The 13,642-nt window shown below is 48.3% G+C and carries 15 protein-coding genes; 13 read left to right on the top strand and 2 right to left on the bottom strand.

Annotated features, from left to right (window positions below):
- Positions 1-321: 321 nt before the first annotated feature.
- Complete coding sequence (locus DXZ20_RS10965; RefSeq protein WP_163659670.1) at positions 322-939, bottom strand: cation efflux transmembrane domain-containing protein; 618 nt, start codon at positions 937-939, stop codon at positions 322-324.
- A 214-nt stretch (positions 940-1,153) separates the two neighbouring features.
- A complete protein-coding gene (locus DXZ20_RS10960) occupies positions 1,154-1,531 on the bottom strand; it encodes an ArsR/SmtB family transcription factor (RefSeq protein ID WP_163698167.1) in 378 nt (125 codons plus the stop codon).
- Positions 1,532-1,719: 188 nt separating this feature from the next.
- Here DXZ20_RS10960 and DXZ20_RS10955 point away from each other — a divergent pair, with 188 nt between their 5' ends.
- The 13 genes from DXZ20_RS10955 to DXZ20_RS10895 all read left to right on the top strand — a co-directional run bounded on the left by DXZ20_RS10955 (position 1,720) and on the right by DXZ20_RS10895 (position 13,586).
- A complete protein-coding gene (locus DXZ20_RS10955; protein ID WP_163698165.1) occupies positions 1,720-2,646 on the top strand; it encodes an alpha/beta fold hydrolase in 927 nt (308 codons plus the stop codon).
- 26 nt (positions 2,647-2,672) lie between these two features.
- Positions 2,673-3,653 (top strand): CobW family GTP-binding protein, encoded by a 981-nt coding sequence (locus tag DXZ20_RS10950; protein WP_163698163.1) that lies wholly within the window; start codon positions 2,673-2,675, stop codon positions 3,651-3,653.
- 261 nt (positions 3,654-3,914) lie between these two features.
- On the top strand, positions 3,915-4,988 hold the full coding sequence (locus DXZ20_RS10945) for a WD40 repeat domain-containing protein (protein ID WP_163698161.1): 1,074 nt from the start codon (positions 3,915-3,917) through the stop codon (positions 4,986-4,988).
- Positions 4,989-5,063: 75 nt separating this feature from the next.
- Entirely contained in the window at positions 5,064-6,023 is a 960-nt protein-coding gene (locus DXZ20_RS10940; RefSeq protein ID WP_163698159.1) for a CobW family GTP-binding protein, read from the top strand.
- 174 nt (positions 6,024-6,197) lie between these two features.
- Positions 6,198-7,703, top strand: coding sequence for a cysteine--tRNA ligase (gene cysS, locus DXZ20_RS10935; RefSeq protein ID WP_163698158.1), 1,506 nt, complete (start codon positions 6,198-6,200; stop codon positions 7,701-7,703).
- Positions 7,704-7,991: 288 nt separating this feature from the next.
- Positions 7,992-9,008, top strand: a complete 1,017-nt coding sequence (locus DXZ20_RS10930) for a metal ABC transporter solute-binding protein, Zn/Mn family (protein WP_163698156.1) — start codon at positions 7,992-7,994, stop codon at positions 9,006-9,008.
- Positions 9,009-9,767: a metal ABC transporter ATP-binding protein gene (locus DXZ20_RS10925; RefSeq protein WP_163698154.1), complete on the top strand. Its 759-nt coding sequence runs from the start codon at positions 9,009-9,011 to the stop codon at positions 9,765-9,767.
- A complete protein-coding gene (locus DXZ20_RS10920) occupies positions 9,760-10,590 on the top strand; it encodes a metal ABC transporter permease (RefSeq protein WP_163698152.1) in 831 nt (276 codons plus the stop codon). The genes DXZ20_RS10925 and DXZ20_RS10920 overlap by 8 nt, the downstream gene beginning before the upstream one ends.
- A gap of 1 nt (position 10,591) precedes the next feature.
- Positions 10,592-10,765 (top strand): CysS/YqeB C-terminal domain-containing protein, encoded by a 174-nt coding sequence (locus DXZ20_RS10915; RefSeq protein WP_250565716.1) that lies wholly within the window; start codon positions 10,592-10,594, stop codon positions 10,763-10,765.
- Between the two features lie 293 nt (positions 10,766-11,058).
- Complete coding sequence (locus DXZ20_RS10910; protein ID WP_163665216.1) at positions 11,059-11,508, top strand: GNAT family N-acetyltransferase; 450 nt, start codon at positions 11,059-11,061, stop codon at positions 11,506-11,508.
- A gap of 139 nt (positions 11,509-11,647) precedes the next feature.
- Positions 11,648-12,277 (top strand): P-loop NTPase fold protein, encoded by a 630-nt coding sequence (locus DXZ20_RS10905; RefSeq protein WP_163698150.1) that lies wholly within the window; start codon positions 11,648-11,650, stop codon positions 12,275-12,277.
- Between the two features lie 365 nt (positions 12,278-12,642).
- The gene (locus tag DXZ20_RS10900) at positions 12,643-12,924 is read left to right on the top strand and encodes a DUF433 domain-containing protein (RefSeq protein ID WP_163698148.1); all 282 of its coding nucleotides are present in this window, start codon (positions 12,643-12,645) and stop codon (positions 12,922-12,924) included.
- 56 nt (positions 12,925-12,980) lie between these two features.
- Positions 12,981-13,586, top strand: coding sequence for a hypothetical protein (locus DXZ20_RS10895; protein ID WP_163698146.1), 606 nt, complete (start codon positions 12,981-12,983; stop codon positions 13,584-13,586).
- Positions 13,587-13,642: the final 56 nt, after the last annotated feature.

Here is a 13,642-nt window from a genome sequence, read left to right as displayed (position 1 = left end):
CCAGGTTGTGGGTGTTGGCTCGGTGGGTCGCACGCCTGGAAAGGCGACGTATACACTATTCAGTCCTGAAAAAGGGCAGCTTTCTTTTAGAACCGTGAATTATGGAAAGGCGAAGGGGTTTGGTGCAACAAAAAGATAATATTAGGGGCTGTAAAAACCTATTTCATGGTTTGCGATAACCTGACCCCTGACCTTGCCATAACCCAACTACGCCCGAATCACTAATGATGAACGACATCATTCTAAAAAGAGACGTTATCTAGTTCATGTTAGGCCAAACAGTTATAGTCAAAGAATGAGCTTAATTTTTACATAATCCCCTTACGTCTGTTGCAGCTCTCTCCAGGACTGAGAAAGCACGGTTCCAGCTGATTTCGCAAAGACAACGGTTAACAACAATCCAACCGCCAGATCGGGCAAAATTGAGCGGGTAAGTAAAACTAAGACTGCCGCAGCCAGAACAGACGTGTTGGCAATGATGTCATTGCGAGAACACAGCCATACCGATGACATGTTTAGATTGTCGTTGCGATGCCGTGTCAACAACAATAAACACAACAGGTTAGCCAGTAGCGCCAATACGCCCACTGCCCCCATGATGGAGCCTTCGGGACTGGCCCCTGCAAATAGCTGATAGGTGGCTCTGGCAAATACGGCAATGGCAAACAAAAACATGATCAGACCCTTAAGCAGAGCTGCTCCCGCCTGAGCTTTTGTGCTTTTGTGAATCACATACAAACTGCTGGCATACACCAGGGCATCTCCCAGCATATCCAGCGAATCTCCAGTTAACGACAGAGAAGCTGCTCGAATACCCGCGCCAAATTCGACAACAAACATCACAGCATTGATCCACAACACCGACCAAAGTACCTTTGCCTGCCGCTCTTTTAGCTTGGAAACTTCGCAAGCTTTGGCCTGACAACAATCATCAGCCATGGTAACCTCCAACATTCAGTCATTCAAACATTCAAGCAAGCATTAGAACGTTATCACGAAAAAAGACATCATTCAAACCATCATTAGAATGACAGCAGAATGCCCCCGATGGCTGCAGAATGAGGATTCAATTAGGTTCTATCTTTTACCGTCCAGGCGTTCCATGGAGCGCCTCTGCAGACAACATTTTTGGATCTGATAAAATCCTGATCCCTTACTCGACCAGCTGCCTTAGTGCATAGCAAAGAATGTCAGCAACCCGTGGATCTTTTAGGGAGTAGTAGGCCAATTTACCGTCGTTGCGATACTTCAAAATACTGAGGTCGCGCAGCTTCCGTAGGTGGTGAGATGCTGTTGCCACCTTGATGCTCAATAGGGAAGCCACATCACAGACGCATAGCTCCTCATCATTGCGCAGGGCGTACAAAATTTTTAGCCGAGACCGATCGGCCAGGGCACCAAACAAAACTTGGGCAGATTCCAACAGGTCGTCGCCGGGGAGCACCTGGCCGATCTGATGAACTAACTCTTCGTTGAAGCAGCGGACTTGGCAGACATCACTAGGTTTGGTCACAGATTTTGCAGGGTTCATCAGGTGCTATAGGTTCATTCTACTGATCTATGACTGGCCATACTCAAATCTCCATCGCTCCTAAACGCTCCTAAACGTTAATAAAGGGTAACGACTCAACGTTTTAGTAGCAAGAATGATTATCATTCTTATGTAATTATAACCAGGTGAGCACCCTGGCAGCGTCCCCAGATAAAAGGCGAAGCGCGATGACAGTCAGTCCCTATCAAGAATTAACCCGCCCTACCCTAGGCGGACAGGTGCAGCACTATGACTGGACCTATCAGGGGCAAACGGTAACCCTCGCCTACGAAACGTCGGGGGCAGGGCCAACGGTGTTGCTGCTACCCGCGTTTAGTACCGTTTCAACTCGGGCAGAGCTGGCCCAAATTGCTCAGGTGCTGGCGTCTCAATTTCAGGTTATAGCCCTGGACTGGTTAGGGTTTGGTGATTCTGAGCGACCTGCTTTCACCTACAAGCGATCGCTGTATCAGGCATTGCTCAAGGACTTTGTACAAAACTGCTGTCCAGGGCCAGCGGGGATTTTGGCAGCAGGCCATGGGGCGGGGTATGCGCTCCATCTGGCTCAGAACCACCTGACCCAGAACCAGATAAGCACCCGACTGCTGCTGGTGGCACCCACCTGGAAAGGTCCCCTGCGGGCCATGGGTGCACCCGGTTGGTTAGCGGCCAGCCTGCGCAGGCTGGTGGGGTTGCCGATCGTTGGGTCTGCTCTCTATGGCGCAAATACCCATCCAGCCTTTCTTAAATGGATGTATCAGCGCCATGTGTTTGTGGATCAGACGCGGCTCACTCCCACATTTATTCAGCAACGTCACCGCATTACCCAGCAACCGGGAGCCCGATTTGCTCCTGCTGCCTTTGTGACAGCGGCCCTAGATCCAATGGGCGATCGCACCGAGTGGCTCCAGATTGCAACGGCGGTCACCGCGGACCCCAATAATTCTGTGCGGGTGATCCTGGCGGACCAGGCACCACCCCAGTCTAAAGCTGAAATGCAGGCGCTGTCAGAACTCCCTGGCATCCAGACCGACCATCTACCTGGTTCGCTGGGGCTATACGAAGAATATGGCGCTGAGGTGGGTGCGATCGCGCTTGCCCACTTTCAAGTCTAGGCAAACACCATTCAAGGAGACTATTCATGGTAACTGACGACATTTACAACACCGTGCCCGTAACCGTTTTAACTGGCTATTTAGGCGCAGGTAAAACCACTCTGCTAAATCGCATTCTCACCCATGAGCATGGCAAAAAGGTTGCAGTAATCGTCAACGAATTTGGCGAAGTGGGCATCGATAATCAACTGGTGGTGGATGCCGATGAAGAAGTGTTTGAAATGAACAACGGTTGTATTTGTTGCACCGTGCGGGGCGACCTGATTCGCATCATTGGCAACCTGATGAAGCGTCGCGACAAGTTTGACCATCTAGTCATTGAAACCACAGGGCTGGCAGACCCGGCCCCAGTGATCCAAACCTTCTTTGTGGATGACGAAGTGCAGCTACAAACCCGTCTGGATGCGGTGGTGACGGTAGTGGATGCGCGCCATATCTGGCAACATTGGGAAGCAGAGGAAGCCGTAGAGCAAATTGCCTTTGCCGATGTAATCTTGCTCAATAAAATTGACCTGGTTACAGAAGACCAATTAACCCAACTAGAACAGCGCATTCGAGGAATGAATGCCCTGGCCAAAATCCATCGCACCCGTGATGCCCAAGTTGAAATGGATGCCCTCCTCGGCGTCAGCGCCTTTGACCTCAATAACGCCCTAAAAATCGACCCCGATTTCCTTGACGAAACCGCCCATGAGCACGACGAAACCGTCGGCTCCATTGCCCTGGTGGAGTCAGGAGAACTCGATGGCGACAAACTTGACGCCTGGATAGGAGAACTACTGCGCGACCACGGACCCGACATTTTTCGCATGAAGGGCATTCTCAACATGGCCGGAGAAGACAATCGCTTTGTTTTTCAAGGTGTACACATGTTGTTCGATGGTCGCCAGGACCGCCCCTGGAAACCAGACGAATCCCGTAAAAATGAACTGGTGTTTATCGGTCGTAACCTGGAGCAGCTAAATCTAAGCGAGCGCTTTCGCGATTGTTTGGTAACGAGTCGTTAGGCAACAACTTCATCATTTGAATTTCATGCACTAAATTTGCCGCAGGAATCGATCCAGAACATTTATAATCGACCCCGCCGTAACCCTCAAACTTAATGCCATTAAGAACAACCTAGTACGTTGGGTCCTAGGGCAGCGTCCTGGCCCTAGCCAGGGGGTTTGGGGAACTCGGAGGGACCCCAAGCAACATCTTGAAACTCTCCACCAACATTTTACGCTAAGTGTCCTAAACAGCCTCTCTAGCCACTAATACCCAGAAACATGCTGAAAGTAAAAAAGCATAAACAAACTGTACTGAAACCGCTGTGGGACACCCGTCTTTCCGACTATGTAACCGCCATTGCCTGGTCACCCGACGGCACTCAACTCACTGTCAGCTCTGGCGCAGGAGAAATAGCACTCTACACCCCTGCAACGGGTGAATCCACCTGCTTACAAAGCTCCCAGGGCGAATCTGTGGATGCTTTGGCCATCTCCGCCGATGGTCAATTTCTAGCCGCTGGCGGACAGGCAGGCACAGTCTGGATCTGGCAAATTGACCGTGATTCACCCACACTGTTAACAACTTTGGAACATGCCCGTACCTGGATTGATCGGCTGCAATGGCACCCGAGTTCTCCAGAACTGGCCTTTAGTTTTGGCCGTTATGTGCAGGTGTGGCATGCGGTTGAGCAAACGGTTGTCACCACCTTGAATTTTGAAGAGTCTTCAGTATTAGACCTCGCCTGGAACCCCCAGGGAACCAGGCTATCGCTGGGGGGTAACCAGAGTATTAAAACCTGGCATTATCAGGATTGGGATGAGGACCCAGCGGTGAGAGAAGTAGGCGGGGCTAGTGTGGCAGTTGCCTGGTCGCCGGATGGTAATTACCTGGCTTCGGGCAACAATGATCGGTCGGTTTTGGTGTGGGCAAAAGATCATCCCGCTCCCTGGCGGATGCAGGGATTTCCTGGCAAGGTGCGACAGTTGGCTTGGTCGAAACCGGCGGTACGGGATGCGCCGTTGCTGGCATCAATAAGTGTTGAAGGAATCGTTGTGTGGACAAAAGCAGCTGATCCATCGGAGGGTTGGATGCCTCAGGTGTTGGATGCCCATGAGGGAATGGTGCGGGCCATTTCGTTTCAGCCCGATACCCTATTATTGGCCACTGCCGCTGAGGATGGTTGTTTGTATTTGTGGCAGAAGGCCCGTCGGATTGCTCAAAAGTTGGAGGGTGCTTCCAGCGGATTTTCGTGTCTGGCCTGGTCTGGGCAGGGCACAATGTTAGCCGCTGGTGGTAGTGGAGGCGAGCTGTTTGTATGGACTGAAACGACTAAAGGAAAAGGGTTTAAGTAGAACAACAGGTCAATCGTTTTCCAGTAGCATTTCACTTCTTCCCCTTTATACAGACACATCTATATTATGAGCGTTATGGCTCCCACTCTTGATTTTCAGAAGCTTCCCGTGACGGTCATCACTGGCTTTTTAGGTAGTGGGAAAACAACGTTACTGAATCATATTCTCCAAAACTTTGAGGATTTTAAGGTAGCAGTTCTCGTGAATGAGTTTGGGGACATTAACATCGACAGCCAGTTCTTGATTGCGGTGGAAGAGGACATGATAGAACTCACCAATGGCTGTATTTGTTGCACCATCAACGACAATCTAACGGATGCGGTCTATCGTGTATTAGAACGGAGGGATCGCATTGATTACCTGGTGCTAGAAACCACGGGCGTCGCCGATCCGTTACCTATCATGCTCACGTTTCTTGGCACAGAACTGAGAGACTTGACCCAGTTGGATGCCGTAATCACCTTAATCGATGTAGAAACCTTTGACCCAGATGATCACTATGAAAGCAACGCGGCGATGAGTCAAATTCTCTATGGTGATATTATTCTTTTGAACAAAATCGATCGAGTGCCTGAACCTCGAGTTCAGAAGTTAAAACATCACGTTCTTTCCATTAAGGATAGAGCCAGGGTATTAGAAGCAACCCATGGTCAGGTTCCACTATCGTTGATTCTAAATGTTCAACTAACAGATGCTGCTCTGGTCCAAGGGAATGCGTCGGCTGCCGATTCTTCTACCCAGCATCTTCAAAATGATGGGTTTATGTCTGTTTCATTTAAAGGCGATCGCCCCTTTGCCCTCAAAAAGTTTCAGCAATTTCTCGACTATCAGCTTCCTAATAATGTATTCCGGGCTAAAGGAATTGTCTGGTTTGCAGAGAGTGAAAAGCGCCATCTATTCCAACTCAGTGGGAGCCGATTTACGATAGATGACAGCGACTGGAAAACATCCCCAAAAACAGAAATGGTGTGGATTGGCCGTCAGTTAGATGTACTTTCGTTGATGCAAAAGTTGAATAACTGTATGACTCGATAACTGTCATCAGGGTCAATGTCGGGTTCGACAAGTTTCCGCACCCAGAGAGTAAGGGGTGGGAATGTTTCGAACGTTCATGATAGACTGAGAACGATAATCATTATCATAAAACTGGAAGTCTATCCTGAGTCATCCCTGCGACTCCATCACTGTTTTTAGTTAACATCATTTTCCATGAACCTCACCCTCCATAACACCCTGACAGGCCGGAAAGAGCCTTTTATCTCTATTCATCCGGGACGGGTGGTGATGTATTGCTGTGGTGTGACGGTATATGACCATTGCCACCTGGGGCATGCTCGTTCGTACATGGTTTGGGATGTGCTGCGACGCTATTTGCAGTGGTGTGGATACACCGTGCGCTATGTGCAGAACTTTACAGATATTGACGACAAGATTCTCAATCGTGCCAGTGTGGAAGGGATAACGATGCAGGAGGTGAGCGATCGCAACATTGCCGCCTATTTTCGAGATATTCGCCGACTCAATATTCTCGATGCCGATGACTATCCCCGTGTGACGGAGCATATCCCTGCCATTCATCAATTGATCCAGGCGCTAGAACAGAAAGGATACGCCTATGCAGTCGATGGCGATGTGTACTACAGCGTGCGGCAGTTTGCGGAGTATGGCAAGCTCTCTGGACGAAATCTGGATCAACTGCAGGCGGGGGCAGGGGGACGAGTTGCCGCTGATGCTCCAGACCAGAAGAAACGTGATCCGTTTGATTTTGCCCTATGGAAATCGGCAAAACCGGGTGAACCCGCCTGGGAGTCACCCTGGGGCCTGGGACGACCAGGATGGCACATCGAATGTTCGGCCATGATCCGGGCGCGATTGGGTGAAACCATTGACATTCACGGTGGTGGTGGCGATCTGGTGTTTCCCCACCATGAAAACGAGATTGCTCAATCGGAAGCGCTGACGGGACAACCGCTTGCTCGCTACTGGCTGCACAATGGCATGGTGACGGTAAATGGGGAGAAAATGTCGAAATCCCTGGGCAATTTCACGACGATCCGTGACCTGTTGGATGGGGCGTGGGCAGAATACCCACAACCGGTAGACCCAATGGCGGTGCGACTGTTTGTGCTGCAGGGGCACTATCGGAAACCGTTGGATTTTACAAAAGATGCGATCGCAGCTGCAGTCAACGGCTGGCAAACGCTAAAAGCCGGACTTCTCTTTGGCAACCACCATGGAGCCGCATTGTCATGGCCAGTTGCCAGCCTCCAGGCTTCTCCTCAGGAACCCAACTCACAGGAACCCACCTCAGAAGACCCATGGGTCGAACGGTTTCAAACCGCCATGGACGATGATCTGAATACATCGGGTGCTCTGGCAGTGCTATTTGAGCTGGCCAAAGGGCTACAGCGAGAGGGGAACCGTCTGATGCACGAAGGGCAGACCCAATCCAGTCCAGAGATTCTCTGGCGGCAGTGGCAAACGTTGTTGCACCTGGCCCAGTTACTGGGGTTAGAGGCCAAAGCCGACAGTGATACTGATGCGGCAACGGGTGAATTGGATGAGGGTGCAATCTCTGACCTGATCCAGCAGCGTCAAACGGCCCGACAACAGAGAGACTTTATAACAGCAGATGATATTCGCGATCAACTAGCGGCAGTGGGAGTTACGGTGGTTGATCAACCAGATGGAGCCGTCCGTTGGCATCAGCAGTAAATCAACGATAGCGCCAACAGCCTCATTATTAGATTATCAATTCGGGTTTCCACGACAACAGTTCAACTTCAAAGTCCTGGGCCAATCTCTGTAGCTGTTCAAGATCGTCTTGCAATTGATGTTCCCAGGAACGGGACACCTCCCAGAACAATCGCCGTTAACACCAGCCATCATTTAGATTTCACATTTAGAATTTCCATAATTTTGACTCACTTGAGAATAATAATCATTCTCAAGTGAGCTATCATCACCTGTATCGCGTCAAGTTGTTTTTGGGGGGTAGAACCAATGAGTTATCCAAAGTCGAGTGTGTTATCCCTGTTGTTGGGGGTGATTGTGCTGACGGGTTGCAACTCCCCGTCAACGGATTCTGTCAGTGAAGGGAATGAAGCTCAGACTGCAACGACTCCAGTCAGCAGTGAACCTCTGGAGCTGTTGGACATTACGGTTAGTATTTTGCCCCAGGAATACTTTGTTGAGAAAATCGGAGGCGATCGGGTTGAGGTGAACGTAATGGTGCAACCGGGGGAATCACCGGCAACCTACGAACCCAAGCCCCAACAGTTGAAGGACTTGAGTGAAGCGGAAGCTTACGTCAGTATTGGCGTTCCTTTTGAAAACGCCTGGATGGACAAGATTCAGTCTGCTAATGCCCAGATGCTGATGATTGATTCTGCCCAGGGAATTGAACGATTGGAAATGGCTGCCCACCATCACGACGAGGATCATGCCGAGGAAGCAGCGGACCATGACCATGAAGAAGAACATGGGCACGAGGACAAACATGAGCACGCTGAGGGAACTCTGGATCCCCATATCTGGTTGTCACCGCAACGGGTCAAGATTCAAGCCCAAAATATCTATCAGGGATTAGTAACGATCGATCCCGACAATGAGGCAACCTATCAAGCCAATCTGACCCAGTTTTTAGGCGAAATTGATCAGTTAGATCAACAAATTAAACAAAACTTAGTCGGGGTTGAGAATCGTGAGTTTATCGTTTTTCATCCGGCCTGGGGATACTTTGCCCAGGATTATGACCTGGAGCAGGTGCCTATTGAAATAGGTGGTCAGGAACCCAGTGCAGCGGAACTGGGGGAACTGATACAACAGGCAAAAACAGAAAACATTAAAGTGATTTTTGCCCAGCCAGAATTCAGTACTAAAAGTGCAGAAACGATCGCTACCGAAATTACTGGAGAAGTCCTGTTCATTACTCCCTTGGCCCCCAACTGGTCAGATAACCTGTTGCAAGTTTCCCAAACCTTTGCCAACGTGCTGAACCAGAACAGGGGCGAAAATTAAATGACTGAGGTCATTACCCTGCATCAGGTCTGGGCGGGCTATGGGACAACTCCGGTATTAGAAGATATTAACTTGGTGGTGAAGGAACGAGATTTTATCGGTTTAATTGGCCCCAATGGCGGGGGAAAAACAACGTTGTTGAAGGTTTTGTTAGGGCTGATTTCACCCAATAGCGGAGACGTCAAAATCATGGGTCGCCCGGTGTCTCAGGGTCGAAAATACCTGGGCTATGTGCCCCAATTCCTGGAATTTGATCGGGAGTTTCCCATTCGGGTAGAGGATGTAGTTCGCATGGGACGCTCAGGTAAACGCCCTTTGCTGAGACGGTATAACCGCAAAGATGAGAGTATGGTCACTCGCAGCCTGGAGCAGGTGGGAATGCTGGGATTACGCGATCGGCCCATCGGTCAGCTATCCGGTGGAGAGCGTCAGCGGGTTTACATTGCGCGGGCTCTGGCTTCTGAACCCCATATTTTACTTTTGGATGAACCCACCGCTAACGTGGATAGTAAAATCCAGAAAAGTATTTATGACTTACTGGCGGATCTCAATCAATTTATGACCATTTTGATGATTTCCCATAACTTAAGTGCTGTTTCCACCTACGTTAAGACGGTGGGGTGCCTTAACCATCGCCTTTTTTACCACAATGACAAGTTAATTACGTCGGAAATGCTTGAGCAAATCTATCAATGCCCCGTAGATCTGATTGCCCACGGTGTTCCTCACCGCGTTTTTTCTCACCACCATAATGATTGAAACCATTGGACAAGCTTTGCAATTTGACTTTATGCGTCATGCTCTCCTGGCTGGGGTACTGGTGAGCATTGCCTGCGGCATTATTGGTACTTTTGTAGTGGTCAATCGCATTGTTTTTATCAGTGGGGGCATTGCCCACGCCGCTTATGGGGGCATTGGATTAGCCTATTTCTTTGGCGTTAATCCAGTGTTAGGAGCGATCGCCTTTGCCCTGGCTGCGGCCCTGGGCATGGGCTGGGTGGAGCGCAAGACCCAACAACGGGCCGATACAATTATTGGGGTAATGTGGGCCATCGGTATGGCAGTGGGCATTATTGCCATTGATTTAACCCAGGGCTACAAAGCGGATTTAATGAGCTATCTCTTTGGCAGCATCCTCACAGTTCCCCGCCAGGAGTTAATCATTATGCTCATCCTTAACCTGATGATTGGCGCGATGGTTTTTCTCTTTTATAAAGAATTGTTGGCCATTTCCTTTGATCCTGTTTTTGCCATCACCCGCAACATTCCGGTGGATGCCCTTTACCTCACGCTGGTGGCAGCGATCGCCCTGACAGTCGTGATGGTGATGCAGGTGGTGGGGTTAATTATGGTGATTGCCCTGTTAACCATTCCCGCAGCGATCGCTGGCCAATTTGTCCAGGACATCAAGCAGATGATGTTTCTGGCCAGTCTACTGGGGATGGCGTTTACGACGACAGGGCTGTGGCTCTCCTATTTTTTCAACCTCACCTCCGGCGCAACGATTATTCTTGTTGCTGGAGCCGCCTATTTGCTCAGTTTGCTCCTGAAACAGGGCATTAGAGGCCAAAGCCGACAGTGACGTGGCAACGGGTGGATTGGATGATGGTGCGATCGCAGACTTGATCCAGCAGCGCCAAACGGCCCAACAACAGCGAGACTTTATAACAGCAGATGATATTCGCGATCAGCTAGCGGCAGTGGGAGTTACGGTGGTTGATCAGCCCGATGGAGCCGTCCGTTGGCATCGGCAGTAAATCAGCGCGATAGGAGTGATGGTTTAAGTGAATCTGGTCTCTGACTTGGTTTGGTAGCTTTCGTGGTTGTGATTCTGTAGGTATTGGACACAAAAAGAATGTGTTTATTTTGACCTGTAATTAAAAAAAATACTGATAAAACTCGGCAGCTATACTGAAACTTGTAATATATTCACCTAACTTGAGCGTACTATGTGGACAACTTGCAGCCTATCCATCTGATTTGGCGAGATATACTACGAAGAATCAGTCTAAATAAGAGTTAGAAGCCTATCTTAGTAAGGGTGTATGTTTTGGATATTAATCTAAGAAATATTACCAAAGACAATTGGGTCGATATGATCGACTTAGAAATTACAGAAAAGCAGGAGGGTTTTGTTGCGCTCCCATCGGAGGCTATTGCAGCGTCAAAGTTCTATGAATACTATGTGAATCGAGGTATCTACTTGGGAGATGAGCCTGTCGGTTTTCTTCAATATTATCCGAACTATAGAGATGGGAAATCAAACGAAATATTTATAGATCAACTATTGATCGATGTAAGTCAACAAAGAAAAGGTTATGGGACAAAAGCAATTGACTTAGCGATTCAGGAGATAAAATCATTGAACGGCATTACTTCTATTTCGATATGTTACGTTGAAGGTCATGACGTAATGAAACACTTTTTTGAGCGATTTGGTTTCGAAGTGGTTAATCAAGAAGAGTTCGAAGAGACAATTATGGAGTTGAATTTTTCCTGACAAAAAGCTGCACACGGACACATGCAGCTCCGCCCGTTTTTGTTTGGGTCGCTGCGCTCGATTATCACACAAAAACTTCTCCACAGCATGTGCCGGTGAGCTTGGCGTTAGGCTGCCAAGACTTAAGGGCATGGACAGGATGACTAACAAACAATCGCCAAGTTTTGTGGTTGCTATAAGTGGACCCTCTGGATCAGGAAAAACTTCTCTGGTTCAAAAAGTAACCAGTTTGCTAGAGGATGCTGTATCTTTCTATTTCGATGACTACGCTTCCGTATCGAAATACCCCTCGAACTTCTCTGAGTGGATTAGAGAGGGAGCCGATCCTAATCAATGGGAAACCCCACAACTCCTTAAAGACTTGCAGATGTTACGGCATGGGGAATCCATTTCTCTCCCCGATAACAAAGGAATGATCAAGGCGGCCAGCTTCATTGTTATTGAGGAGCCATTTGGTAGAGAACGAGCCGAGATGAATGGACTTATTGATTTTGTAGCATGTATCGACCTTCCGCTAGAAGTTGCCTTAGCACGTCGGCTGCTTCGAGATGTTGAATGGTGTCTCATTAAAAGAAATCCAGAATATCTGGCAGCCTATCTTAAAGAATATCTAACGGGGTATCTTAATGGTGCTACCCGAGAAATGTATCTTCAAGTAAACGCAAGGGTCTTGAAGAATTGCGATTTGGTTCTAAATGGAGTCAGCTCTGTGGATGAACTGGCAGATGAGATAGTCACTGCGATAAAAACAAAGTTGGGGGCAGTCTAACTGCAATCGGAGGTAACCTAACAACCCCGTTGCACACCGATCGTATTGAGTCTTTTCGCTGAGTGCGAAAAGTTTTTGCGACGAGTGAACGGGAACATTAATTCTCTCCAAAAGTTGCTGAGGCTGTCACCAATCAGCTTCTAGGAAGTAAGCTACCTGTCAGAAAAAGTTGTTCCTTCCACACATAATTCGAGACCTTGCAGCACATCTCTAGATCGTGCTCAATCTGATCGGCTTGCGGTAGTAGCTTGTACTCATACGTCAGGTTGAGCATCTAATCTGCCCTAACAGATTGAACAGGCTCGGAAATTTCTTTTCAAGCTAAAATAGAACCGATTATATATTGATCCCTCCGGAACATCAGTATGGTACAAACGACAGAGCACTGCCATATTGTCAGAAATGACCAAATACTGAGCAATGAGCCCATTATTAAAGGTACTCGTACACCTGTTAGAGCAATTGTAGAAATGTGGCGTATTGGAGTTTCACCTGAGGAAATCCCCCAAAGACTGCCACACCTTGGTTTATCCCAGGTTTTTGATGCACTCAGCTACTACCTGGATCATCAAGCAGAAATCAACGAATACATTGAGCGAAATCGTATTCCTGATCAGCTGATTGATTCACGAGTATGGAATCTATGAGTGATATTTCTATTCACATTTATTTGGACGAAGACTTTGAATAGGTAACTCTAAAAATGTCATTTAGTGATTTCAAAACTGTTGCAGATGTGCAGAAGAAGTATGACATCAAATATGATGAACATGACTTTCTTACGGTGACGGAGATATCACCCTCTGAAGCTTTTCTAAGCGATTTTCGATTTAGCAAAGAGAATATTGATATTTTCACATCGGAGGCATCGCGTAGCGAGCTGATTATATCCCCGTTACTGCGCGAGCTGTATAAAAAACACAGTCAAGACTATTCTTTCTGGATTCAAAAGAGTATCTCCTATGATTCCACACTTTCAGGGACGCCAGATTACATCTTTTCAAAGCGCTCAAACCTCGGAAAAACAGTCCTAGAAACGCCGATTGTAGTCGTCGTAGAAGCCAAGAAAAACGACTTTGAGCATGGATGGGGACAATGTTTAGCCGAGTTAGTAGCCTCCCAGAAAATAAACGAGGATGCCACATTTACGGTCTATGGCATCGTCACCGATGGTAACCTTTGGCAGTTTGGTCGATTGGTGCTAGACACATTCACCAGAAGCACCGGTAACTACACTATTGATAATTTAGCCAGGCTATTTGGTGCCTTGGAAGCATTAGCACAGCTGATTGAGGAAGCTAAACGGTAATAGGTCTGCATCATCGAGCATACCAACAAGTCAATTAGCCCAGAAAGCTCCACATT

The organism is Adonisia turfae CCMR0081 (assembly GCF_011009555.1).
GTDB lineage: Bacteria > Cyanobacteriota > Cyanobacteriia > Phormidesmidales > Phormidesmidaceae > Leptothoe > Leptothoe turfae.
The sequence above is the reverse complement of the archived record's forward strand: the minus strand, read 5'-3'. Positions and strand labels throughout refer to the sequence as shown.